The following is a 23,739-nucleotide window of genomic DNA, read 5'->3' as shown; positions in this document are numbered from 1 at the left end:
GCCAGGATGACCGCCGATTTTCCGCACTTCTTCCTCAGCTATGCGCGGATGCATTTCGGTGACGATCCGGACCTGCTGACCAGGAAGTTCTTCAAGGACCTGTGCACCGACGTCAGCCAGCTCGCCGCCACCGACCAACCCGGCTACATGGATCAGCGGCACCTGGAGATCGGCGCCGACTGGCAGGCCCGCCTCACCCTCGCCCTGTCCACCTGCCGGGTGTTCGTACCGATCTACTCACCACGTTACTTCACGAGCGACTACTGCGGCAGGGAATGGGCGCTCTTCGACCACCGGATCGCCCGGCACGCGCAGAGCAACGGGACCCGCCCCGAGGTCGTCGTCCCCGTCCTGTGGACGGAAATGGAAGTGGACGACCTTCCCGACCTCGCCAAATCCGTGCAATACAGCCAGCAGGGCATGCCCGCGGCCTATCTGCGGGAGGGCCTGTACGGGATCATGAAACTGAAGAGGTACGGCGAGGAATACAAGGAGACGGTCCTCCGCCTCGCCAAGGCGATCATTCGGGCGGCCCGAAATCCCCTCGATCCACTCGGCGAGACCGACCGGATTCCCTTGCAAGAGGCGCACAACGCATTCGCCGGAATGAAACAGCCCAGAGAGAGCCTGACGATCCGCGTGACCGTCGCGGCCTGCGACCTCGAGTCGCTGCCGCCGGGCCGCGACCCTTCCTTCTACGCCGAGCGTCCGCTGGGCTGGAACCCGTACGTGCCGACCGATGCGGGCCCCGTCGCGCAGCATGCCGAGGAGGTCATCCGGTCGCTCGGACACCGTCCCGAAGTGCGCCAGCTCAACGGAGACCGGCCGGCCGCCGCGGCTCCCGACGTCCTACTCGTCGACCTGTGGGCCGCCGACGTCGACGCTCTCGCGCACGATCTGCGCGGCGCGAACAGCCCGTCATCCGTCGTGGTCCTCCCGGTCGGTCAGCACGACCCCCAGACCATGCAGCACAGGGAGCGGTTGGAGTCGGCGCTCAAGCCCTCCATCCGGCCGTCTCTGTCACGGTCCGGCTCGCGGCGGGGAGTGGACCGCGACGAGTTCGACCTCGCGATCGGGGACGCCGTGGAGGCGGCGATCGGCCATCACGTGCGGACCGTGCGGGTGGAGAACGCGCCTCCGCCGCAGAAGAGGCTCAGCCTGCGCGACACCCGACCCGGCGATCCGGAGTCCGGCCCAGGACGACGGCGGCAAGGCCAGAAGGAGGAGTGATGTCCGGCAGCAACGGCACGATCGTTACGTTCTACTCCTACAAGGGGGGCACGGGCAGAACGATGGCGGTCGCCAACGTCGCCTGGATCCTCGCGATGAACGGCAAGCGGGTGCTCACGGTCGACTGGGACCTGGAGTCGCCGGGCCTGCACAAGTACTTTCGGCCGTTCCTGGACCTCGACCCCGTCACGTCGAACGACGGGCTGATCGAGATGATCAACCACTACTCGATCGCGATGCTGGGCGGCGCCGACCCCCAGCGGCACGAGGTGCTGCTCGCCAAGCACGCCAACGTCGAGACGCACGCGGTCTCGCTCGACTTCCCCTTCCCCGACAGCGGAACCGTCGACCTCCTCACCGCGGGCCGCCAGAACCTCGACTACAGCACGCTGATCACCCGCGACTGGGACCACTTCTACAGCGAGCTGGGCGGCGGCCAGTTCTTCGACGCGCTCCGCGAGGACATGCGCGACAAGTACGACTACGTCCTGCTGGACAGCCGCACCGGCCTGAGCGACGTCGCCGACATCTGCACCATCCACCTGCCCGACGTCCTCGTCGACTGCTTCACCCTGAGCGAGCAGAGCATCGAGGGCGCGGCCTGGGTCGCCCGCAAGATCGACGGACGGTTCCAGTCCCGTGAGATCCGGATCCTCCCGGTGCCGATGCGCATCGAGTTCGCCGAGAACGCCAAGGTAGAGGCGGGCCGCGCCGCGGTGCGCAAGGCCTTCGAGGGATTCCCGCGCGGGCTCGATCCGAAGGCCGCGAGCAAGTACTGGCTCGACGTGGAGATCCCCTATCGCCCGTTCTTCGCCTTCGAGGAGACGCTCGCGGCGTTCGGCGAGCCGGCCGGGTCCCCCACCTCCATCCTCGCGGCGTTCGAGCGGCTCACCTCCATCATCACCGACGGCGCGGTCACGGTCTCGCCCGCGCTGGAGGACAGGGTCCGGCTCGCGCTGCTCGACCGGTTCACCAGGAAGGCGACCACGGTCCCGTCCGAACTGCTCGTGGCCTATCTGTCGGACGATCGTTGCTGGGCCGACTGGATCGAGCAGGTGCTGAACAGATCGGGCTTCCGCGTGCGCACCCACTGCGTCGACGCCTCGCACGCCGAGGAGCTCGACGCGCGGATCAGCCAGGTCGGGCGGTCCGTCCTGATCTACTCTCCGGCCTTCTCCCAGTCGAGCTGGTCGAAGGACACCGTGGGCGCGCTCACCAACGCGGCGCTCGTCGGGATCCACCAGCAGCTCACCACGGTCCGGATCGGTGAGGCGCGGCTGCCCACCGCCCTGCAGAACCCGCTGGACCTCGGGACCATGGAGGAGGCGCAGGCCGTCGAACGGCTGCTGGACGTCCTCGACCGGCCGCTGTCCGGCACCGAGGAGCTCCTGTCCGGCTCCCGGTCGGAGACGCGCTTCCCCGGCAGCCGCAAGTCCGACCCGACCATCTGGAACGTCGGTCCCCGCAACGTGACGTTCACCGGCCGGGGCTCGGCGCTCGAGCAGCTGCGCGATCAGCTCCTGCGGCGCGGCCAGAGCGTCGTCGTCCCCCAGGCTCTGTACGGCCTGGGCGGCGTCGGCAAGACGCACGTCGCGCTGGAGTACGCGCACCGCTTCCGGACCGACTACGACGTGGTGTGGTGGATCAGCGCGGAGTTCAAGGACCGCGTCAACTCCTCCCTCGCCGAGCTCGCCGGAAAACTCGGCATCGCGGTCGGCGAGAGCGTCGCCGAGGCCGCCGCCGCGGCCCGCGAGGCGCTGCGCCTGGGGACCCCGTACACGCGCTGGCTGCTGATCTTCGACAACGCCGACGACCCGGCCGAGCTCCAGGACGACCTGCCGGAGAACGGCCACGTCCTGATCACCTCGCGGAACCAGAACTGGGCGCAGATCGCGGCCTCCCTGGAGATCGACGTCTTCACCTCCGACGAGAGCATCGCGCACCTCAAGCGCAAGGTCCCGGCGATCACCGACCGTGAGGCGCTGGAGGTGAGCGAGTCCCTGGGCTACCTGCCGCTCGCGGTCGAGCAGGCGGGCGCGTGGATGAGCAGCACGGGCATCGCCGCGAGCGACTACCTCCAGCAGTTGGAGGACCAGACGGCGCAGGCGCTCAGCCTCGCGCCCACGAACTTCCCCGTGGTCGTCGCCAAGACCTGGTCGCTGTCGTTCAACCGGCTCACCGAGAGCTCCCCTGCAGCCATCCGGATGCTCCAGCTCTGCGCGTTCTTCGCGCCCGAGCCCATCTCCACCAAAATGATCTACAGCGACGAGATGGCACGGCTGCTCAGCGCCTACGACCCGACGCTGCGCGAGAAGCAGATGGTCGCCAAGGTCGTGCAGGAGCTCAACCGGTTCGCCCTCGCCAAGGTCAACTACGGTGACAACACCGTCCAGGTCCACCGGCTCGTCCAGGCCGTGGTGAGCGCCCAGATGACGCCGGAGGAACGGGATGCGGCCTGCCACGACGTCCATCGCATCCTGCGCGGCGCCAAACCGCCCCAGGAAGGCATGGACATGCCGACCGACGACCCGTCGAGCTGGCCGATGTTCGAGCAGATCCTGCCGCACCTCGTCCCGTCCCGCGCCGCCGAGTGCACCGAGGAGGAGACCCGGCAGCTCCTGATTGACCTGGTGCGCTATCTGTGGCGGCGCGGTGAGTTCGTCCGGGCGCACGCGCTGGGGCAGTCGATGGCCGATCTCTGGACGGAGAGCTTCGGCGAGGACGACCAGCAGCTGCTCTACCTGCGGTTCCAGATGAACAACGCGCTGCGGTCGCTCGGCAAGTTCGAGACTGCCTACGAGAGCGACCGCGACGTCTACGAACGGCAGATGAGACAGGACCGCATCGGACCGGACCACTCCCACACCCTGATGACGGCCGGCGGCCTGGGCGCCGACCTGATCGGCCTCGGCCGGTTCCAGGAGGCCCTCGAGTTGTTCCAGCAGACCTACCAGAACCGCAAGAACAGCTTCGGCGAGGACTACCCCCTCACCCTCAGCGCCGCCAACAACGTCGCGCTCGTGCGGCGGTTCCTCGGTGAGTACTACGAGGCCCTGGACATGGACACCGAAACCCTCGCCCGTAGGCGTACCGTCCTGGGCGACAACCACCCGCTGACCCTCTCCTCGGCGGAGAACCTCGGGCGCGACCTGCGCGACTGCGGCAGGTACCGGGAGTCGGTGGAGGAACTGCGCCGCACCCACGCCGCGATCGTCGAGGTGCTCGCGGTCTCCTCCAACGAGGCGCTGCGCACCGCCAAGAGCCTCGCGGTCTCGCTGCGCAAGCTCGGCGAGTACGAGGAGTCGAAGCAGCTCATGGAGGAGACCCTCAGGTCCTATGAGCTGAGCTTCCCCAGCTCACCGGACCGGCCGTCGACCGAGCTGGCCCTGGCGAGCTGCCACGCCTCACTCGACGACTACCAAACGGCGAAGACCATCGCCCGCGGCATCCACGAGACCCAGACCCGCAACCTGGGACCGGAGCACCCGTTCACCCTGGCCACCGGCACGAACCTCGTGGCGTTCCAGCGCGCCACCGACGAGCTCGATCAGGCGATCGTCCTCGGCCGGAGCACGCTCGAAGGGCTCACCACCCGATTGGGCGCCGACCATCCTTACACGCTGTCCTGCGCCGTCAACCTCGCCAACGCCCTCGCCGACAAGGGCGAGCTGGCCGAGGCGTCCGCTCTGGAGAGCAGCACCCTCTCCCGGCTCAGGCAGGTCCTCGGCCACGACCACCCCGACACGCTCATCTGCGAGGCCAACCACACCGTGACGCTGCGTCAGCTGGGCCGGACCAGCGAGTCGGTGGAACGGCGCGACGAGGTCCTCGGCGCGCTGCGCACCGTCCTCGGTCAGGGCCATCCGATCCTGGATCACGCCAGGGCCCACCGCCGCATCGACGGGGATATCGAGTTCCAGCCCCTGTGATCGTCCGTCAGCATGGAGATCACGTCGGGCATGACCTTGAACGCCGAGAAGTGCCCGCGCCCCGGCTGGATCAGCACCCGGCAGTCGGGGATGTTCTCGGCCAGAGCCCGGGCATGGCCGACGGGTGAGAATCTGTCGTCCGCGCCGTGCCAGATGAGTGTCGGCGCGATGATGTCGGTCTGCTTGAAGCCCCACGGGATGACGAACGCCAGCATGTCGTCGACCCAGCCGTCCGCCGACAGCCGGATGCCCTCGGTGTAGCTCCGGATCAGCTCGCTCCGGATGCCTGCGTCGTCGACCACCCGGCGGTCGGACTCGGTGAGCTCCTCGTACAGCTCCTGGACGATCAGAGCCGGATCGCTCCGGTACCGTTCGGTCTCCAGCTTCGCCTTGACGGCCCCGGCTCCGCTCTCGGCCGCCCGGTAGGCGCGGCGGTTGAAGCCGTTCATCGGCTCGGTCCAGGACTCGGACGGACCGGTGCTCTCGGCGAGCCCGACCAGGACGGCCACCCGGGTCACCCGGCCCGGCAGGAGCGCCGCGCAGGCCAGCGCGTGCGGCCCGCCGCCCGACCTGCCGAGCACCGCGAACCGTTCAATGCCCAGTGCGTCGGCGATCCGGGCGACGTCCTGAGCCGCGTCGGCGACGTTCCGTCCCGGGTGGCGGTCGGACTCCCCGTATCCGGGACGGTCGTAGGCGATCAGCCGGACGCCCAGCTGGTACAGCAGGCTGGGCTTTGGGAAAGGGCCGAGCCTGCTCCCCGGCATTCCGTGCAGCACGAAGACCGGACTCCCGTCCGGTCTTCCGAACTCCTCCACTGCGAGTGCCCTGCCGTCACATGCCCTGACAATCTCGGTCAACAACACTCCCCGTCAGTATTGGCAGCCCAGCACCAGAATCCCCCACGATCGTCTTCCACGAAAGTGCCTTTACCGGCTGCCCCACCTCACCTTGACTCGCTCCATCGGGGGCGGTTTTCCGGGCGAACCCGCCCCCGAGCCGCCCCCGTCAACGGGAACACCCTCACCCTGGAGAACTCGGCCTGCTCTTTTCTTCCCGAAGCCACACCCAGCGGGACATGCTCAAGATCCCGCGCCAGGACGCCGGGCGGATCCTGCACCGCCTCACCGGACTTCAGAAGGCGATGGACGCGGGAGACACCTCGGCGTTCGACATCAAGGCACTCCAGGGCCACAACGCTCGCCGACGGCTCAGAGTCGGTGACCACCGCGTCGTGTGCACCGTCGAAGACAGCCGGCTGACCGTATGGGTTCTGGCGGTCGGCAACCGCCGCGACGCCTGCCGCCGCCTCCCGTAGAAACCGTATTCAGCACTGGGCTCGGGGGAGTTTGTCAGGGTTGGTGATCGAGTAGATGCCGGCGATCCGGTCGCCGTCGGGGGCGAGGTCGACGATGACCACGGCGATCGGGCCGTCCGCGGAGAAGACCAGTGCGCACGGGTCGCCGGCGACGCGCCGGTAGTGGATGTCCAGTGCGCCGGCGGGCAGTGCCGCGGCGACCGACATGAACAGCGAGGCCACCCGGTCGCGGCCGTGCACGGGGCGCAGGCTGGTGGCGGGTCCCTTGCCGCCGCCGTCGGTCCACAGGGTCACGTCCGGGGCGAGCAGCTCCAGCAGGGCGCGCAGGTCGCCGCCGAGGGCGGCCGCGGCGAACCGCTCGGTGACCTGGGTGTGCACGTCGGGAGCGGGCCTGTGGCGGGGGCGGCGCGCCTGGACATGGCGGCGCGCGCGGGCCGCGAGCTGGCGGACGGCCGCCGGGGAGCGGCCGAGGATGCCGGCGATCTCCGGATGGCCGAACCCGAAGACCTCGTGCAGCACGAACACCGCCCGTTCCAGCGGTGACAACGTCTCCAGCACCACCAGCATCGCCATGGACAACGATTCGGCGCGTTCGGCGGCGCCGGCGACGTCGTCCTCGGCGGCTACCAACGGCTCGGGCAGCCAGGGGCCGACGTAGGTCTCCTGGCGGCGGGTGACTTCCGCGCGGCGGGCGAGCGCCTGGTTCACCGCCGTCCGCAGCAGATAGGCGCGCGGGTTCTCGACCGGCGCGGCGTCCGGTGTCCGGTGCCGGGCCGACCAGGCCAGCCAGACCTCCTGCAGCGCGTCCTCGGTGTCGGCGAGGCTGCCGAGCATGTTGTAGATCACCGAGAACAGCAGTTCGCGATGGCCGAGGAACTGCTCGGTGACGATGTCGCCGGTCGCGTGTGATGGAGCCGGTGTCATGGCGTTCCCTCCTCATCTCTCGCGACCGAAGAGCTCCCCGACCCCGCGAGTGTGACACGAATGCCCGAAATGTGATCCAAGGCACGAATCTCTGCGGTGATGTCACACTCGGCGGCCGACATCTCTCTGTGGTGGCATCCAAGGTTTCCGATTCGCAGGAGATGTTCGATGCGTACTTTGATCCGCGATGCCAGGGTGTTCGACGGCGAGCGCACCATCGCGGCGGCCGACGTGGTGCTGGAGGACGATCGGATCGCCGCGGTCGGCGCCGGTCTCCGGACCGACGTCGATGTCGTCGTCGAGGGTGCCGGAAGGACGCTCCTCCCGGGGCTGATCGACGCGCACACGCACGTCTTCGACGGCAGTCTGGCCGAGGCCCTGCGCTACGGGGTGACCACCGAGCTCGACATGTTCTGCCTGCCGCAGATGCTGCCGCGGCAGCGGCGGCTGGCCGCCGAGAACGACGACGTGGCCGACCTCCGCAGTGCGGGCACCCTGGCCACCGCGCCCGGCGGGCACCCGACCCAGCTGCTGGCCGCTCTGGCCGGCACCGTCCTGGACGGCATCGACGCGGCGGCGATCGACTTCGTCACCGACCCGGCGCAGGCACCGGCCTTCGTGGCGGCCAGGCTGGCCGAGGGAGCCGACTACCTCAAGATCGTCATCGACGACGGCGCGGTGCACGGCGCCGACCTTCCCGTGCTGGCACCGGAGACCGCCACCGCCCTCGCCACGGCGGCGCACGAGGCGGGACTGCGGGTCATCGCCCATGCGATCACCGCGTCCGAGGCGGAGATCGCACTCGACGCCGGTGTCGACGGCCTGGCCCACGTGTGGACCGACCTCGCCCCGGACGACCCGGCCTCGCAGCGGCTGGCCGAGCGGGTCCGCGCCCAGGGCGTCTTCGTGGTCACCACGCTCGCCTACTTCGAGGCGATCACCGTGCAGGGCGTCCAGACCGCCGACTGCGCCCGTCCCGGCAGCTCCGCCAACGCCGTCGGCGCGCTGCGGGCCCTGCGGCGCGTCGGTGTGCCCCTGCTCGCCGGAACCGACGCCACCCCCTTCGCCCCGGCCCACGGCACCGGCATGCACCGCGAACTCCACCTCCTCACCGAGGCCGGACTCAGCCCGCGAGAAGCGCTCACCGCGGCCACCAGCCTCCCCGCACACCACTTCGGTCTGTCCGACCGCGGCCGGATCGCCCCCGGTCTCCGCGCGGACCTGCTGCTGGTCGAAGGCGACCCCACCCGGGACATCACCGCCATCACCTCCATCACCGACGTCTGGCGGCGCGGCGTCAGGCAGTCCCGCTGACCACCTCGCACCCGTCTTGGAGTGATTTCCATGCCCGAATGGCACACCCGCGATCCGCTGCGGCCGATGCGCGTCACCGCTCTCCTCCAATCGGCCGTCCTCTTCGTGCAGGCGGTGACGGCCGGACTCCTGCTGGCCTCTGTGCCCGCAGGCCGGACGGCGCACGGCGTCATGGCCGGAGCCGTCGTCCTCGTCGTGCTGCTCAACGTCCTCGCCGCCGTCCTGGCCTGGCGGCCGGGCGGCGGCTCTCCACGGCTCGTCTTCAAGAGCCTGCCCATGCTCGTGTTCGCCCTGGTGCAGGCCGCCCTCGGCTACGCGCATGTGCGAGAGCTGCACGTACCCGTCGGCGTCCTGATGTTCGCCGCGAGCGTCCTGCTGCTGACACAGGTCAGATCCGCGAAACCCACGCGTCACGACGTCGGAGCCGTGTCATGAACCTCACCCGCAGGCATGTGCTTCGGCTGCTCGGGGCGTCCGCCGTGGCGGTGCCGACCGCGGGGCTGCTGGTGGCCGCCGCGCGCGAGCGGGTCGACACCGTCGGCCGTGTCGCGTTCACCAACCGGCTCCAGGCTCCGCCGCTCGCCCCGTCGCGGATCGACTCCGCCGGAAACCGGGTGTTCGACCTGGGCATCCGCGCCGGACGGCGCGAGTTCGTGCCGGGCAGTCCGTCACCCACCTGGGGCGTCAACGGCGACTACCTCGGCCCCACACTGCGGGCACGGCGCGGTGAACGCGTGCTCGTCAACGTCGCCAACGGGGTGGACGAGACGACCACCCTGCACTGGCACGGCATGCACCTGCCGCCGGAGATGGACGGCGGCCCCTACCAGCCGATCGAACCCGGCGCGGTCTGGTCCCCCTCCTGGACGATCGACCAGCCCGCCGCGTCCCTGTGGTACCACCCGCACCCCCACGGGCGGTCCGCCCGCCATCTCTACCGGGGGCTGGCGGGCATGTTCCTGATCGACGACGACCCCGTTCCCGGCCTCCCGCACCGGTACGGGATCGACGACGTCCCGCTCATCGTGCAGGACCGGCGACTGGACGGGGGAATGCTGGATCCGGACGAGCCGATGTCCGGCACCACCGGTTTCCTCGGCGACCGCCTGCTCGTCAACGGGGTCCTCGGCCCCTACCTGGAGGTCACCACGGCGAGGATCCGGTTGCGGCTGCTCAACGGCTCCAACGCACGCGTCTACGACTTCGCCTTCGCCGACGGACGACCGTTCGCCCAGATCGCCTCCGACGGAGGGCTGCTGAGCGCCCCGCACCGCACCCGCCACGTCCAGCTCGCCCCAGGGGAGCGTGCCGAGATCGTGGTCGCCCTCACTCCGGGAGAGCGGATCGTGCTCCGCAGCACCTCTCCGGCCAGCGGGGCGGGTCTCGTCCAACGCGACGGCGGCGACGACCGCTTCGACGTCCTGGAGTTGCGCGCGGCTCCGACTCTGGCCGACTCGCCCGAACCACCCGAGCGCCTGGCCGCCATACCGCCGCTGTCGGCGCGCACGGCCGTCCGCACCCGGACCTTCGAACTCGCCGAACACCACATCAACGGCAGGAAGATGGACCTCCGCCGGATCGACGCGCACGTCGGCAAGGACACCACCGAGATCTGGGAGGTGCGCAGCGGCGACGGCACCCTGCACTCCTTCCACGTGCACGACGTGCAGTTCCAGGTCCTGTCGGTCGACGACCGCGAGCCGCCTCCGGAACTGTCGGGCTGGAAGGACACCGTCCTGCTTCCGCCGGGGACCCGGATGCGCCTCATCATGCGCTTCGCCGACTACGCCGACCCCCACCGGCCCTACATGTTCCACTGCCACATGCTGTACCACGAGGACCAGGGAATGATGGGCCAGTTCCTCGTCCTCGCCCCTGGTCAGAGCGCCAAGCCGCCGCCGTCCCTCCCCGGCGGGCATCGGTCACACCACTGAACCCCGATACGAACGCGGTGGGCGGCGGCCGCGGTCAGCCGCGCCGGTGCCGGGGCGAGCATGGCGGCATCCCCTGGCCGCCTCTTCGCCAGGAAAGCGCTCGTCGGCTGCGGCCGGTGGTCATCGGCACGGAGGACTCGAGGAGGACCGGCGGGTCGGAGTCAGTGGTTGGTGATGACGCGGTTGGTGTCGTTCCAGCTGTTCCCGCCGGCGCCGTAGAGGCTGTCGCCGCCGGGGAGGTGGATGAGCCTGTAGTCGGCCTCGGGGGCGGAGACGTTCTCCCAGGCGCCGTCCTTGAAGCGGAGGAGCCGGCCCTTGTACTGGAACTCGGTGCGGGGTGGGAGGCCGACGGAGCGGAAGATGCGGGTGACGCCCCAGGTGCGGCCCGCGTCGTCGACGACCACCTGCTGCGGGATACCGTCGGGCATCATCGGGTGGACGGTCCAGCCGGAGCCGTCCCAGCGCAGCAGGCCTCTCTCGTCGCCACCGGTGTACAGCCTGACCCAGCGGCCGTCGGAGCCGGCGAGGCCCTCGGCGTTCAAGGAGGCCGCGCCGTCGAACGGCGCGGGATAGGGGGTCAGCCGCCAGGACGAGCCGTCCCAGGACTGCATGCCGCGCGGGGTGGCCGCCCATGCGCCGCCGGCCTCGAAGCGGACCCCCGCCCCATAGACCTCGGCGGGCTTCGGGACCTGCTGCCAGGACGAGCCGTCCCAGTGCCAGAGGACGTTGTCCCTGGTACCGATCCAGGCGTTGTCCGGTCCGAACGCCTGGATCCGGTGGACGTACGAGTCGAGCGTCGCCACGACCGTCCAGGACGTCCCGTCCCACCGGGAGACACGGGCGCCCTCCGCGAGCCAGGCGCCGGCACCGTCGGACTCCAGCACGCGGGAGCCGAAGTCGTCCGCCGGCTGCGGCGGCGGCACCTGGCTCCACTCCCGCCCGTCGTACCGGGCCAGATAGGTGGGGGTGAAGGCGCCGCCGGAGGCGGATCCGGCGACCCACACCTCGTCGGCGTCCCGCACCATCACGTCGTTGAGCCCACCGCTGTCGGAGATACCGGGCGGGGAGTGCCTCTTCCAGGATGAGCCGCCGGTCCACTGGAAGATCGCGGGAACGGCGCCCTTGAAGGCCTTGTAGTCCTTCGCGACGTGCCAGACCTCCGCGGGCCCCGCCGCCTCGAAGTCGTGGATCCCCTGAATCGGCAGAAAGCTCAGCGATCGCCAGTCGTCCCCGGGCGCCGCGTGGGCAGCCGACGGCAATGCCACGACCACGGCCGCCATCCCGGCCGCGAGAATGCTCCATTTCCTCATACGACCCACTATCGACAGCCGATCATCCGCATTCATGATGCGAACGCACGAAAGACCGCCCCGCCTCTGGCGGAAACCTCTCTACGCTTCCCGCCCTCTGTACAGACAGGACGACGAGCCGAGGCACCGCCATGACCGTCGCGGGCAGGGCACGCGGGATCCGGGCGAGGAAGGGTGGTCGGGTCAGGGGGTCAGCAGGACCTTGATGGCGCGGCGTTCGTCCATGGCTCGGTAGCCTTCGGCGGCCTGTTCCAGGGGGAGGGTGAGGTCGAAGACCTTGCCGGGGTCGATGACGCGGGCGCAGATCAGCTCGATCAGTTCGGGCAGGAACCGGCGTACCGGTGCGGGGCCGCCGTGCAGGTGGACCTGGGAGAAGAAGAGGTCCTCCACGGGCAGTCGGACGCCGTGGGCGACGCCGACGAAGCCGACGTGGCCGCCGGGGCGGGTGGAGCCGATGGCCTGCGCCAGGGATTCGGCGGTGCCGACGGCCTCAATAACGCTGTGGGCGCCCAGGCCGTGCGTCATGTCCTTGATCCGGGCGACGCCCTCCTCGCCGCGTTCGGTGACGATGTCGGTGGCGCCGAAGGCCAGGGCGAGGTTCTGGCGGTCGGCGTGGCGGCTCATCGCGATGATCCGCTCGGCGCCGAGCCGTGCGGCGGCCAGCACGCCGCACAGGCCGACCGCGCCGTCGCCGACGACCGCGACGGTCCTGCCGGGGCCGGCGTCGGCGGCCACGGCGCCGAACCAGCCGGTGCCCAGCACGTCGGAGGCGGCCAGCAGGCTCGGCACCAGGTCGGCCGGCGGCGGCTCGGGCGTGGCGACCAGGGTGCCGTCGGCCAGCGGGATGCGGGCGAACTGGGCCTGGGTGCCGATGGTGCCCATGAGCACGCGGTGGACGCACGAGCTCTGGTAGCCCGCGCGGCAGATCTCGCAGGTGTCGTCCGAGGCCCAGAACGAGCCGACCACGAACTGGCCCGGCTCGAGGGCGCGGACGCCGTCGCCGACCTCCTCCACGATCCCGACGTACTCGTGCCCCATCGGCACCGGCCCGTCGATCTTCTCCACGCCCCGGTACGGCCACAGGTCCGAACCGCAGATGCAGGTGGCCGGCAGGCGGATGACTGCGTCGGTCGGCTCGATGATCCGCGGGTCGGGGCGGTCCTCGACGCGGACGTCGCCGGGGCCGTACAGAACTGCTCCACGCATCAGCGGATCTCCTTGCCGGGAAGGGACGTCGTCGGTGTGCGGATGAAGGCGGAGCGGGTCGCCCTCAGGGAATGTCTCGCGCCTCCTCAGCGGTGGTGCGTGTCGTGCCGAACGGCAGCGGCGGCGGATCCGCCGTTGCCCTGTTCCCTACCCCGCCGTGCCTGTCCGGCCTGTCACCGGCGACCATTTGCGGTGTTTTTGCCGAGATTTGCCGGGGTGTCCAGCGCCTTGCGGGAGAGCCGCGCGACGGCGGGGGCAGGAGCACCGGCCAGCCGGCTAGGAGCCGACACGGCCGACGGTGATCACGCGTCCCCGCACCGTCTCGACCACGATCGGCACGCCGTCGGGGACGACTCCGTGCAACCGGGCGAGCAGGTCGGAGACGGGAGGCGGCTCGCCGGGAGTGCGGACGGTGATGTGGAAGGTCACCGCGTGGCGCTGGACATCGATGACCTCGGCGCCCGGATCGCCTGCGAGCCACCGGGCCGCCGCCTGTTTCACCTCGCTCTCCCAGGAGGCGAACAGGTAGGTGGCGACCGTGCTCGCGACCAGCACGGCGGCGATGACGGCGCCGAGGCCGCACAGCGCCAGCACGGCGCGGGAGCGGGAGGCGCCGCCCCGCGGCAGGCCGGTGTAGCCCAGGGCGGCGAACACGAACGTTCCGGCCAGCACGAGCGAGAGCATGTTGGACAGGAACAGCACCAGGGCGCCCGACGCCAGCACGGGCGCCCCGCCTCCCAGGCACACCCCGGCCACGACCAGCGGCGGCACCAGGGAGATCGCGATCGCGACGCCGGGCAGGATCGCGGCGACGTCGCGGCGCGCCAGGGCGATGGCTCCGGCCAGGCCGGTGGCCATCGCGGCGATGAGGTCGGCCAGGCCGGGTGAGGTGCGTCCGGCGATCTGGCCGTTGGACAGCAGCTCGTAGGAGCCGGGGATCGCCAGCGAGGCCACCAGGCCCACGGCGACCACCGCGGCCACGCCGCCCAGGACGAACCAGCCGGCGCCGGTGCTCGAGCGCTTCACCAGGCCGAGCGCCATCCCCATGATCGGCGTCGACAGCGGAGCGATGATCATGGCGCCGATGACGGTCGCCGTGGAGTCCGACATCACCCCCGTCGCCGCGATCACCGCCGACAGGACCAGCAGCGTCCAGAAGGCCGAGTACCGGGACGCGCGGTCGCCGGCGCGCAGGTCGAGGTCCTCGGTGAGCTCCTCGAGCGTCCGCCGCTGCGCCGCCGGCACCAGCCGGTCACGCAGCTCGGCCAGCATCACCGTTTCCCGGCGGAGGCCGCAGGACACGGGCCGGGCTCCACGGGAGCACCGTCACGGGGTGACGATGTCGAAATCGCGGTCGCCCGCATCGAGGAGTCCCATCAGCGTGGTAAGCGCCTGGGGGTCCCCGGAGGTCTGGGCGCCGTCCAGGCCGCCGGTGGCGAGCAGTCCGAGCAGTTGCGGCTTGGTCAGGGTCACCGTGAGGTCCGCCGGGGTACCGTCGTGCGTCCCGCTCTGGGTGAGGACGCCGTTGGCCAGGCTGGTCCTGATCTCCTCCTTGAGGTCGGTGAGGTTCCAGTCGATGCTCAGGCGGGTCCCCCAGGCGCGGGGGCCGTCGACGCGGACGGCCAGGGAGTCGAAGACCTGCTCGACGCTCAGGGCGCGGACGACGTCCGGGCTGGTGGTGTCGAGGGTGTTCTGCGGCTTGTTCCCGCGCAGCTCGGCGGCGCCCTGCAGGTAGAAGTTCCGCCATGTGCCGTTCTCGCTGCCCTGGCCGAGCCTGTCGTAGACCTTCGCCAGCAGCTCCCTGGCCGCGGTGTGGGACGGATCGGCGAACACGGCGTAGTTGAGGATCTGGGCGGCCCACCGCCACTCCCCCGCCTCGAAGGCCTCCTCGGCCTTGGACAGGACGGCCTGCGCGCCGCCCATCAGCTCCACGTGCCTGCGCGCCGACTCCTCGGGGGGCAGCTCCCACAGGTGGGCGGGGTTGCCGTCGAACCAGCCCATGTACCGCTGGTAGATCGCCTTGACGTTGTGGGACACCGACCCGTAGTAGCCGCGGGCGTGCCAGGCGCGCTCCAGCTCCGGCGGGAGCTCGATCATCTCGGCGATCTCGGTGCCGGTGCAGCCGCGGTTGAGCAGCCGCAGCGTCTGGTCGTGCAGGTAGGCGTACAGGTCGCGCTGCTGGGACAGGAAGGCGGTGAGCTCCCGCGTGCCCCAGGTCGGCCAGTGGTGCGAGGCGAACAGGACGTCGGAGTCGGCGGTGAACATCTCGATCGCCTCGGTGAGGTAGCGCGCCCACACCCGCGGGTCGCGCACCAGCGCGCCGCGCAGCGTCAGCACGTTGTGCAGGTTGTGGGTGGCGTTCTCCGCCATGCACAGCACGCGATGCTCGGGCAGGTGGAAGTTCATCTCGGCCGGCGCCTCGGTGCCCGGGGTGAGCTGGAAGACGATGCGCACGCCGTCGACGACCTCCTCCTGGCCGGTCTCGGTGATCGACAGGGTGGGCTCGATCAGCGAGATCGTCCCCGTGGAGGTGGTCTGGCCGAGGCCCGCGCCGATCTGGCCGACGGCGCTCTTGGGCAGCGCGGCGCCGTACATGTAAAGAGACCGCCGGTTCATGGCGGTACCGGCGTACACGTTCTCCGAGACCGCGTGCTCCAGGAACCCGGCGGGGGCGATGACCGGGATGTCCGCTCCTTCGGGGACCACCCCCCGGACCCCGCCGAAATGGTCGGCATGGGAGTGGGTGTAGACCACCGCGCTCACCGGGCGGTCTCCGCGATGCTCCCGGTAGAGCGCGACCGCGGCCGCCGCGCACTCGGTGGACAGGAGCGGGTCGATGACGATGACGCCCTGCTCGCCCTCGATGAAGGAGACGTTCGACAGGTCGAACCCGCGCACCTGGTAGACCCCCGCGGCCACCTGGTAGAGGCCGTGCCTGGCGGTGAGCTGGGACTGCCGCCACAGGCTCGGGTTCGCCGTCTCGGGACACGGCCCGTCCAGGAAGGCGTAAGCCCCGAAATCCCAGACCACCCGTCCCTCCGCGTCCGTGATCGCCTCCTGGGACGTGGTCCCCACGAACCCCTTGTCCGCGTTCTCGAAATCGGTCCGGTCCCCCGGCGACGGCATGACACCCACGGCATCTCCTCGAAACGATCCGACGATCAGTGCGTCTCCCTGCCGATTTCCGGCATCGTTCCGGCACAACGCCATCGGCGGGTAAACGACGCCTCCGGGCGGCGCAGGACGCCCGTGCGGAGTCGGTCAGAAGGTGATGGCGATCTTGCCGCGTGCGTGTCGCCGTTCGAGGTGGCGCAGCGCCTCGGGGAGCTCGGTGAAGGGGTAGGTCCGGTCGATGACGGGCGTGATCCGCCCCTCCTCCATGAGTTCCGCCAGGAACCGCAGGTCTCCGGCGTTGGGCTTCCAGGCGACGGAGGCGATGCGGTGGCCGACGAAGCGGGAGGCGAGGGCCCCGCGGAGCATCTGCGCCGCGGGGCCGAGCAGCCGGCTGGTGGAGGCGATGCCGCCGACGATCACGAGCGTTCCCCGCGGGGTCAGGACGCGCCGGAGCCCCGCCAGCGACCGGTCGCCCACGATGTCCATGAGCAGGTCGTACCGCTCATCCCGTTCTGTGAAGTCCTCGCCGGTGTAGTCCACGACGTCGTCGGCGCCCAGGGACCTGACCAGTTCGAGGTTGCGGGTGCTGCAGACGCCGGTGACCTCGGCGCCGAGCACCTTGGCGAGTTGGACGGCGAACGTGCCGATTCCGCCGGAGGCCCCGTTGATGAGGACGCGCTGTCCCGGTGCGATCCTCCCCTCGTCCCGCAGCCCCTGCAACGCGGTGTGCGCGGCCATCGACACGGCGGCCGCCCGTTCGAAGGAGAGGCCGGCGGGTTTGACGGCCAGCGTTCTCGGCGAGACGGCGACGGCCTCGGCGAACGCGCCCAGCGGCACCTCTCCGAAGACCTCGTCTCCGGGACGGAGCCCGGTCACCTCTTCGCCCACCCGTTCCACGACGCCGGCCAGGTCGGCACCGAGGACCAGGCCGGCCTTCGGCCGCCGCAGGCCGATGCTCAGCCGCACCAGGTGCGGGTCGGCCCGCAGGTGGCGCCAGTCGTAGGGGTTGACGGAGGCCGCTCGCACGCGCACCAGCACCTCGTCGCGGGCGATGCCGGGCTCGTCGACGTCCCGGAGGGTCAGGACGTCGGGCGGGCCGTAACGCTCCCAGGTCCAGGCTTTCATGGGGGGATTTCCTTCCCTCGGAGGTCCGACTCTCCGTCGTACGGCGTAAGGTTTCCATACAACGTAAGTCGCTCATACGCAGTAAGGTTATAGTACGGCGTAAGTCAGTCAAGGGGCGTCACGGAAATCGACTCGTCGAATGACGAAAAGTAACGACACGTCCGGCGGGTTCAGGCGTGCCCGGACGGCCTCATGCGGCCGTCCGGCGCCGTTCCAGTCCCTCGAGGATCAGGTCGAGCCCGAACTCGAACTCGAACTGGTCGTCGCAGAAGCCCAGGGTCCCGTCCGGATCGTCGTGGACGGCGTCCGCCATCATCCCCACGATGTGCGGGAACCGGTCGGCCATCTGCTCCATCGTCGCGGCGGAGTCCGCGGTCTCGGCGCCGTCGGGGTCGAACAGTTCCTGGGTGAAGCCGAGGGCGCGGCTGCCCAGGACGTGCAGCGCGCGGTGCGCCAGGTCGAAGGAGAACCCGCCCGCCCGGAGGATCCCCACCACTCCGTCGTAGTAGCCGATGACCGCCGGGCTCGTGGTGGTGCGCGCCTCCAGTACCCGTGGAGCCCATCGGTGGCGCAGGAAGACCTCGCGGGCCGCGAGGATCCGCGCGCGCAGCGCCGCTCGCCAGTCCTCCTCGGGTGACGGCGCCTCGACCTTGTCCACCGCTTCGAGGATCTCACCGAGGACCACCTCGATGACGCCGTCGAGGACCGCCTCCTTGTTGGCGACGTGGTGGTACAGCGACATCGCCTCGACCCCGAGCTCCTGGGCGAGGCGGCGCATCGTGAGCGAAGGGAGGCCGTCGCGGTCGGCGATCGCCACGGCGGCGCGCAGCACCCGCCTCCGGCTCAGCGGGATGCGGGGCTGCTCGCCGGTCTCCTCCGCGTCGGTCCACGGGGTCATGATCATCCTCTCCGGCGCACTCTGTCCGTACACGGTAAGTCTCTCCGATCGGCCGAGCGCTCCTCGAAGGCGGTGCCCTCGGCCTCGTCGGTCCCGCCGGTGCGGACGGCCGTTCCCCCGGAGCCGGAGACCTCGACGCGCCCGCTCCTCAGCGGTGCCAGCGCGTTCCGTCGGGAGTGTCCTCCACCGTGACGTTTACGGCGGCGAGCGCGGCGCGGATCAGGTCCGCGGCGGCGAACCGGCCGGAGTCGCGGAGTTCCGCGCGGGCGGCGAGAAGGAGCCTCACGGCCTCGTCCAGGTCGCCGCCGGGACGTTCGGCGGCCTTGCCCAGCCGGACGATGAGACTGTGGTTGACGGTGCGGGCCCAGTCCGCGCCTTCGTCCTCCTCGGTGTCGTCGGCCCATTCGGCGATGGTCCTGTCGAGTGCGAGGACCGCCTCGACCATCGCCGGCGCGTCATGACGGGCGGCGGCGGCGTCGAAGCGCTCTTCCGCCGCCCGTACGAGGTCGGGGAGAGACGAAGGCAGTGGGGAAGGCGCCGTCGGCGCGGGTTCGGCGCGGTGGAGCCGGACGGACTCCCCGTCCTTGGCGAGATCCCGGAGTTCGGTCAGGGAGACGCGCCGCCCTGCGGGGATGACCGTGCTGTGGCCCTGCTTGCGGATCGTGAGACCGCCGCGTCCCCGGACGTCGACGGTGCCGGCGTCGCGGTCGATGACGACGGCGGTGTGCTCGTCGACGCCCAGGACGGCCGCGTCCTCGGGGAGTTCGGCCTCCAGGACGCGCAGGCGCCGTTCGCCCAGGTAGGAGTAGCGGGTGTCGTGGGTGCCGCCCTCGGCGTTGTCGTAGTGCGGGATCACCGCGACGTCGAGACCGAGGGGCGCCAGCAGGTCGAGGCCGGCAATCCAGTGGGGCGGGCTTCCGGCCTTGTAGATCTCGTAGACCGGCAGGGCGCGGGACCCCAGCGTGCACGCGGCCGCGGACGCGAAGACGAGCATGGCCCGCCCCAGCCGGACGTGGTCACGCAGGGTGTCGGCGACGGGCGAGCCGCGCCAGTGCGCGAGGGCGTAGGTGGGGCTGCCCGGCCCGGAGAACACCCAGTCGGCGGCGCGCAGCGCGGCGAGCCCGGCTCCGGAACCGGCGTCCTGTACGCCGCGCAGCCCGGTGGCGACCTCCACGGTGAGCCCGACGCTGCGCGCGAAGTAGGAGCGGGCGCGGGCGCTGATGTCGGCGACGTTCTCCTGGAAGCCGTAGGGCGTCTCCAGCAGGACGGCGGCGGGTGGCTCGTCTCCGAACCGGGCGACGAGCTCACGGTGCAGGGTGACCATCGTCGGGCTGGTCTCGCCCGATCCGAGCACGGCGATGACGCGCCGAGGCGCGGAGCCGGAATCCGGTGCGTGTCCCATGAGAAGACGACATCACCGGACACGCCGGTTGACCAGTGTCCGGGGGGTCAGCCGGTCAACTGTCCGGCCACCCCGCCCGGCCAGGCCTCCAGGGCCCGCGCCAGCAGCGGGTGTCCGGCGAGGAAGCCGCCCGCCACGGGATCGTGCGCCGCGAGGAACGCCAGGTGCCGGACGGCGTGGGCCGCGACCTGTTCGACGGAGACGGCGTCGGGCGCCGGACGCCCCGGCAGGGGACCCCGCGCGATCCCCGTCTCGGCCAGGGGCTTCGCCGGCCGCCACTCCTCCGGTTCGGGCGCCACCGCGAACGTCAGCACCACATGCCCCTCGTCGGTGTACCGCCAGCTCGTCGAGTGCACCCATTCGCCGGCTCCGGCCAGCCGCCGCGCCGCCCGCACCGGGTCCTCGTCCGGCAGGAGGCCGCCCCGCGCCGACCGGTACGCCAGCCCGCCCTCCGGCACGGCGCGCAGGACCACCACCTCGACCACCACCGGCCGCACCGGCGGTTCCCCCCGAGTCTTCACCGCGCCCCCATGACCCGAGGCGCCGCGGTCTCCGGCACCGTAGTCGACATCAATGCGCTCTTGCGAACGATACGCGATAAGGCCGCGCCGGAGGCGGCCGGGCCGCCCGCACGGGTCAGCCGCGCCGCGGGGTGACGAGGCCCGACTCGTAGGCGAAGACCACGAGCTGGGCGCGGTCCCTGGCGCCCAGCTTGGTCATCGCCCTGCTGACGTGGGTCTTCGCGGTGGCCGGGCTGATCACCATGTGGGCGGCGATCTCGTCGTTGGACAGGCCGCGGGCCACCAGGGCGGTGACCTCGCGTTCGCGGTTGGTCAGGATGTCCAGGGCCTCGGGGACGGGTCCGGGGCGGCGTGCGACGTACTCGCCGATGAGGCGGCGGGTGATCGCGGGGGACAGCAGGGCGTCGCCGCGGGCGGCGACGCGGACGCCCTGCAGCAGGTCGGCGGGCTCGGTGTCCTTGACCATGAAGCCGCAGGCGCCGGCGCGCAGGGCGTTGAAGACGTACTCGTCGAGGCCGTAGTTGGTGAGGATCACCACGTGGACGCCGGCCAGCCGCTCGTCGGCGGCGATCAGCCGCGTCGCCTCGATGCCGTCCATCACCGGCATCTGGACGTCGACGAGCGCGACGTCGGGGAGGTGTTCGCGGGCCAGCGCGACGCCCTGCTCGCCGTTCGCCGCCTCGGCCACCACCTCGATGTCCGCCTCGTTCTCCAGCAGGGCGCGGAACCCGCCGCGGATGAGCGCCTGGTCGTCCACGAGCAGCACGCGGATCACGACGGCCCGCCCAGGGGGAGCTCGGCGCGGACGGTGAAGCCGCCTTCGGGGCGGGGTCCCGCCCGCAGCCGTCCGCCGAGCGCCGTGACGCGTTCGCGCATGCCGAGCATCCCCGTGCCGGGCACGGGGGGCCTGGCCGGGTCGGCTTCACCGTCGTCGTCGACCTGCACGGTCAGCGCGTCGTCCGCGTACTCGACGCGTACCGCCACGACCGCCTCCCCGGCATGCCGGGAGGCATTGGTGAGCGCCTCCTGGACGATCCGGTACGCGGCCCGGTCCACCTCGGACGGCAGTTCCCGCCGCGGGCCGGAGACCATCACCGTGGTCGCCAGCCCGGTGGAGCGCGCCCGTTCCACCAGGTCGTCGAGACGGTCGAGGCCGCTGGCCGCGGTCTCGCCGTCGGAAGAGTCGCGCAGCACCTCCAGGGTGGCGCGCAGCTCGCGCATGGCGTCGCCGCTCGCCTCCTGGATGGCCAGGAGGGCGGGAGGCGCGTCCTCGCCGCGGCTGCGTGCCAGGTGGACGGCCACTCCGGCCTGGACCTTGATGACCGAGATGCTGTGGGTGAGCGAGTCGTGCAGCTCCCGGGCGATGCGCAGCCGCTCCTCGCTCGCGCGGCGCAGGGCCGTCTCCTCGCGGGTGCGTTCGGCTTCGGCGGCCCGGCGTTCGGCCTCCTCCAGGTACGCCTGCCGGTGCCGGGCCACCATCGCCGCCACGCCGGCCGCCAGGAACCAGCCGAGCATCAGGACGGCGTTCGGAAGGTGCTGGAGGATCCCGTCGATGCCGGGCGGGTTCTTCGCCAGGTCGGCGCCGAGGAAGACCGCGACCGCCAGGGCGGCGGCGGGGCCGCGCCCGGACCGGGTCGCGGCGAAGACCGCCACCATCACGGGGAAGGCGGCCGCCGGGCCCGCCTGGACGCGGGTCGTGACCACGAGCATGCAGGCCGTGCCGGCGGCCAGCGCCACGAGGGGCGCCCGCCGCCAGGCGACGAGCGCGGCGGAACCGGCGAGGGCCGCCGCGAGTTCCAGTGCGCCCGCGTGCGGCGTGGTGCACACGACGACCGCCACCAGGACGGCCATCGCCGCGGCGAGCAGCCCGTCCTGGGCGAGCGGACGCCATCCCATGAAGCTCATCGCCTCAGGTTAGAACGCCGCATGTCGGAAACCCTCCATCGAAGGTGGAATATGCCACTACTCCCCACGATGTAGGTGTTTCGTTCCTGCCTCCCGGGTGGCAGGCGGAGAAGCCGCCCGCCGCACGATGCCCCGCGACCTGCCCGAATGTCACCTTGTCCAGCATGCACACGATCCAAGACAAGGACGGAACACGCTCGCCGAGCCCGGGTGTCCGGCCGGGAGCCACGCTCGCCGCGGTGGCCGTCGTGCAGTTCATGGTGTCGCTGGACCTGTCGGTCGTGAACGTCGGGCTCCCGCAGATCGCCGCCGGTCTGGGCTTCGGCACGGCGGGCCTGACCTGGGTGATCCACGCCTACGCGCTCACCTTCGGCGGGCTGCTCCTCCTGGGAGGCAACGCCGCCGACCGGTACGGCCGCAAACGGGTCCTGCTGCTGGGGCTCGGCCTGTTCGGCCTCGCCTCCCTCGTCGGCGGCCTCGCCCAGGAACCCGGCCACCTGGTGGCCGCCCGCGCCGCGCAGGGCGTCGGAGCCGCCGCCCTGGCCCCGGCCGCGCTGGCGCTGCTGGCCGCAACCTTCCCCGAGGGCAGGGCCCGCATCCGCGCCTTCGGCGTGTGGAGCGCGACGAACGCCGCCGGAGGCGCCCTCGGAGTCCTGATCGGCGGTGTGCTCACCCAGTACGCCGGCTGGCGCTGGGTGATGTTCGTGAACGTGCCGATGGCCGCGTGCGCGCTGGCCCTGGCCTGGCGGGGCGTCGCCGCCGACCCGGCTCCGGCCCGCCGCGGCCGCCCGGACGTGCTCGGCGCCGTCCTGGCCACCGCGGGCATGACCCTGCTGGTGTTCGGCGTCGTGCGCACCGACCGGTACGCGTGGACCTCACCGGTCACCCTGACGACCCTGGCCGCCGCCGCCGCGCTGCTGGCCGCCTTCCTCCTCGTCGAGCGGACCACCACCCGGGAGCCGCTCGTCCGGCTCGGCCTGTTCGCCAACCGCTCGGTCGCCGGCGCGAACGCCGCCGTCCTCCTGGTCGGCGCGGCCATGGCCTCCTCCTTCTACTTCCTGTCCCTCTACCTGCAGCAGGTGCTCGGGAACGGGCCCGCACCGACCGGGCTCATGTTCCTGCCGTTCGCCCTCGGCGTGGTCGCCGGCTCCGTGCTCGCCGTCAGGCTCGGCTACCGCTTCGCGCCCCGCACCCTCCTGACCGCGGGCGCCCTCCTGACCGCGGCCGGGTTCGCCTGGTTCGGCATGATCAGCCCGGACGGCTCCTTCGCCGCCGACGTGCTCGGCCCCTCGATCACCGCCGGCGTCGGGTTCGGGCTCTGCCTCAGCCCCCTGGCCTCCATCGCCACCCTGGGCGTCGCCTCCCACGAGACCGGCACCGCCTCGGCCCTGCTCAACAGCTCACGCCAGATCGGCGCCTCCCTCGGGCTCGCCGCCCTCGGCACCGCGGCCCACCACCGCACCGGCCCGGCCGCCACGCCCCAGACCCTCAATGACGGCTACGCGCTCGGCCTGACCCTCGGCGCCGCGCTCCTGGCCTCCGCCGCCCTCATCGCCCTCACCGTCCTGCACCGGACAGGCGGCCGCCTGGAGAAGCGGCACGCGGACTGACC

Annotated in this window: 19 protein-coding genes; 7 read left to right on the top strand and 12 right to left on the bottom strand. The window is 71.4% G+C overall.

Features of this window, described 5'->3' with window-relative positions; all coding sequences use genetic code 11:
- Positions 1-6 precede the first annotated feature (6 nt).
- Complete coding sequence (locus C2865_RS05245) at positions 7-1,230, top strand: TIR-like protein FxsC (RefSeq protein WP_106397097.1); 1,224 nt, start codon at positions 7-9, stop codon at positions 1,228-1,230.
- A complete protein-coding gene (fxsT, locus tag C2865_RS05240; protein ID WP_106397096.1) occupies positions 1,230-5,159 on the top strand; it encodes an FxSxx-COOH system tetratricopeptide repeat protein in 3,930 nt (1,309 codons plus the stop codon). The genes C2865_RS05245 and fxsT overlap by 1 nt, the downstream gene beginning before the upstream one ends.
- On the opposite strand, the gene C2865_RS05235 is transcribed toward fxsT, so the two are convergent.
- Positions 5,105-6,016 (bottom strand): alpha/beta fold hydrolase, encoded by a 912-nt coding sequence (locus tag C2865_RS05235; RefSeq protein ID WP_106397095.1) that lies wholly within the window; start codon positions 6,014-6,016, stop codon positions 5,105-5,107. The genes fxsT and C2865_RS05235 overlap by 55 nt on opposite strands.
- Before the next feature lie 218 nt (positions 6,017-6,234).
- On the opposite strand from C2865_RS05235, the gene C2865_RS05230 reads away from it, so the two are divergent.
- Positions 6,235-6,474 (top strand): type II toxin-antitoxin system RelE family toxin, encoded by a 240-nt coding sequence (locus C2865_RS05230; RefSeq protein WP_106397094.1) that lies wholly within the window; start codon positions 6,235-6,237, stop codon positions 6,472-6,474.
- Between the two features lie 9 nt (positions 6,475-6,483).
- On the opposite strand, the gene sigJ is transcribed toward C2865_RS05230, so the two are convergent.
- Entirely contained in the window at positions 6,484-7,398 is a 915-nt protein-coding gene (sigJ, locus tag C2865_RS05225; protein ID WP_106397093.1) for an RNA polymerase sigma factor SigJ, read from the bottom strand.
- 168 nt (positions 7,399-7,566) lie between these two features.
- Here sigJ and C2865_RS05220 point away from each other — a divergent pair, with 168 nt between their 5' ends.
- From C2865_RS05220 to C2865_RS05210, 3 genes are read left to right on the top strand one after another with little or no spacing between them, the layout of a single operon-like run.
- Positions 7,567-8,712 carry an amidohydrolase family protein gene (locus C2865_RS05220; RefSeq protein ID WP_106397092.1) on the top strand — a complete coding sequence of 382 codons (1,146 nt, stop codon included), beginning with the start codon at positions 7,567-7,569 and terminating at the stop codon, positions 8,710-8,712.
- Positions 8,713-8,742: 30 nt separating this feature from the next.
- Positions 8,743-9,147 (top strand): hypothetical protein, encoded by a 405-nt coding sequence (locus tag C2865_RS05215; RefSeq protein ID WP_106397091.1) that lies wholly within the window; start codon positions 8,743-8,745, stop codon positions 9,145-9,147.
- On the top strand, positions 9,144-10,646 hold the full coding sequence (locus tag C2865_RS05210) for a multicopper oxidase family protein (RefSeq protein WP_106397090.1): 1,503 nt from the start codon (positions 9,144-9,146) through the stop codon (positions 10,644-10,646). The genes C2865_RS05215 and C2865_RS05210 overlap by 4 nt, the downstream gene beginning before the upstream one ends.
- 161 nt (positions 10,647-10,807) lie before the next feature.
- Here C2865_RS05210 and C2865_RS05205 read toward each other — a convergent pair whose 3' ends face one another.
- From C2865_RS05205 to C2865_RS05160, 10 genes are all read right to left on the bottom strand, one after another.
- A complete protein-coding gene (locus C2865_RS05205) occupies positions 10,808-11,956 on the bottom strand; it encodes a ligand-binding sensor domain-containing protein (RefSeq protein ID WP_157963569.1) in 1,149 nt (382 codons plus the stop codon).
- A 183-nt stretch (positions 11,957-12,139) separates the two neighbouring features.
- Positions 12,140-13,162 (bottom strand): zinc-dependent alcohol dehydrogenase family protein, encoded by a 1,023-nt coding sequence (locus tag C2865_RS05200; protein WP_106397088.1) that lies wholly within the window; start codon positions 13,160-13,162, stop codon positions 12,140-12,142.
- A 276-nt stretch (positions 13,163-13,438) separates the two neighbouring features.
- The gene (locus tag C2865_RS05195) at positions 13,439-14,464 is read right to left on the bottom strand and encodes a DUF389 domain-containing protein (RefSeq protein ID WP_232835364.1); all 1,026 of its coding nucleotides are present in this window, start codon (positions 14,462-14,464) and stop codon (positions 13,439-13,441) included.
- Between the two features lie 24 nt (positions 14,465-14,488).
- On the bottom strand, positions 14,489-16,288 hold the full coding sequence (locus C2865_RS05190; RefSeq protein WP_106397499.1) for an alkyl/aryl-sulfatase: 1,800 nt from the start codon (positions 16,286-16,288) through the stop codon (positions 14,489-14,491).
- A 135-nt stretch (positions 16,289-16,423) separates the two neighbouring features.
- The gene (locus C2865_RS05185; RefSeq protein ID WP_106397086.1) at positions 16,424-17,401 is read right to left on the bottom strand and encodes an NAD(P)-dependent alcohol dehydrogenase; all 978 of its coding nucleotides are present in this window, start codon (positions 17,399-17,401) and stop codon (positions 16,424-16,426) included.
- A gap of 190 nt (positions 17,402-17,591) precedes the next feature.
- The gene (locus C2865_RS05180) at positions 17,592-18,299 is read right to left on the bottom strand and encodes a TetR/AcrR family transcriptional regulator C-terminal domain-containing protein (RefSeq protein ID WP_106397498.1); all 708 of its coding nucleotides are present in this window, start codon (positions 18,297-18,299) and stop codon (positions 17,592-17,594) included.
- Positions 18,300-18,447: 148 nt separating this feature from the next.
- Entirely contained in the window at positions 18,448-19,701 is a 1,254-nt protein-coding gene (locus tag C2865_RS05175) for a CysS/YqeB C-terminal domain-containing protein (RefSeq protein ID WP_157963568.1), read from the bottom strand.
- Positions 19,702-19,748: 47 nt separating this feature from the next.
- Positions 19,749-20,222, bottom strand: coding sequence for a hypothetical protein (locus tag C2865_RS05170; protein WP_157963567.1), 474 nt, complete (start codon positions 20,220-20,222; stop codon positions 19,749-19,751).
- Positions 20,223-20,337: 115 nt separating this feature from the next.
- Positions 20,338-20,997, bottom strand: a complete 660-nt coding sequence (locus C2865_RS05165; RefSeq protein ID WP_106397083.1) for a response regulator — start codon at positions 20,995-20,997, stop codon at positions 20,338-20,340.
- Positions 20,994-22,127 (bottom strand): sensor histidine kinase, encoded by a 1,134-nt coding sequence (locus C2865_RS05160; protein ID WP_232835363.1) that lies wholly within the window; start codon positions 22,125-22,127, stop codon positions 20,994-20,996. Before C2865_RS05160 ends, C2865_RS05165 begins: the two co-directional genes overlap by 4 nt.
- Positions 22,128-22,291: 164 nt before the next feature.
- Here C2865_RS05160 and C2865_RS05155 point away from each other — a divergent pair, with 164 nt between their 5' ends.
- The gene (locus C2865_RS05155; RefSeq protein WP_106397082.1) at positions 22,292-23,737 is read left to right on the top strand and encodes an MFS transporter; all 1,446 of its coding nucleotides are present in this window, start codon (positions 22,292-22,294) and stop codon (positions 23,735-23,737) included.
- The last annotated feature ends 2 nt before the right edge of the window (positions 23,738-23,739 follow it).

The organism is Actinocorallia populi, from assembly GCF_002995495.1.
GTDB classification, from domain to species: Bacteria; Actinomycetota; Actinomycetes; order Streptosporangiales; family Streptosporangiaceae; genus Actinocorallia; species Actinocorallia populi.
This window is presented reverse-complemented; position numbering and strand designations above follow the sequence as displayed.

What these genes read in the sequence shown, in the direction of transcription:
- C2865_RS05190 (WP_106397499.1), bottom strand. Translation starts at nt 16,288, where the DNA reads ATGCCGTCGCCGGGGGACCGGACCGATTTCGAGAACGCGGACAAGGGG.
- C2865_RS05160 (WP_232835363.1), bottom strand. Translation starts at nt 22,127, where the DNA reads ATGAGCTTCATGGGATGGCGTCCGCTCGCCCAGGACGGGCTGCTCGCC.
- C2865_RS05230 (WP_106397094.1), top strand. Translation starts at nt 6,235, where the DNA reads ATGCTCAAGATCCCGCGCCAGGACGCCGGGCGGATCCTGCACCGCCTC.
- C2865_RS05210 (WP_106397090.1), top strand. Translation starts at nt 9,144, where the DNA reads ATGAACCTCACCCGCAGGCATGTGCTTCGGCTGCTCGGGGCGTCCGCC.
- C2865_RS05185 (WP_106397086.1), bottom strand. Translation starts at nt 17,401, where the DNA reads ATGAAAGCCTGGACCTGGGAGCGTTACGGCCCGCCCGACGTCCTGACC.
- C2865_RS05180 (WP_106397498.1), bottom strand. Translation starts at nt 18,299, where the DNA reads ATGACCCCGTGGACCGACGCGGAGGAGACCGGCGAGCAGCCCCGCATC.
- C2865_RS05220 (WP_106397092.1), top strand. Translation starts at nt 7,567, where the DNA reads ATGCGTACTTTGATCCGCGATGCCAGGGTGTTCGACGGCGAGCGCACC.
- sigJ (WP_106397093.1), bottom strand. Translation starts at nt 7,398, where the DNA reads ATGACACCGGCTCCATCACACGCGACCGGCGACATCGTCACCGAGCAG.
- fxsT (WP_106397096.1), top strand. Translation starts at nt 1,230, where the DNA reads ATGTCCGGCAGCAACGGCACGATCGTTACGTTCTACTCCTACAAGGGG.
- C2865_RS05175 (WP_157963568.1), bottom strand. Translation starts at nt 19,701, where the DNA reads ATGGGACACGCACCGGATTCCGGCTCCGCGCCTCGGCGCGTCATCGCC.
- C2865_RS05205 (WP_157963569.1), bottom strand. Translation starts at nt 11,956, where the DNA reads ATGAGGAAATGGAGCATTCTCGCGGCCGGGATGGCGGCCGTGGTCGTG.
- C2865_RS05155 (WP_106397082.1), top strand. Translation starts at nt 22,292, where the DNA reads ATGCACACGATCCAAGACAAGGACGGAACACGCTCGCCGAGCCCGGGT.
- C2865_RS05245 (WP_106397097.1), top strand. Translation starts at nt 7, where the DNA reads ATGACCGCCGATTTTCCGCACTTCTTCCTCAGCTATGCGCGGATGCAT.
- C2865_RS05215 (WP_106397091.1), top strand. Translation starts at nt 8,743, where the DNA reads ATGCCCGAATGGCACACCCGCGATCCGCTGCGGCCGATGCGCGTCACC.
- C2865_RS05200 (WP_106397088.1), bottom strand. Translation starts at nt 13,162, where the DNA reads ATGCGTGGAGCAGTTCTGTACGGCCCCGGCGACGTCCGCGTCGAGGAC.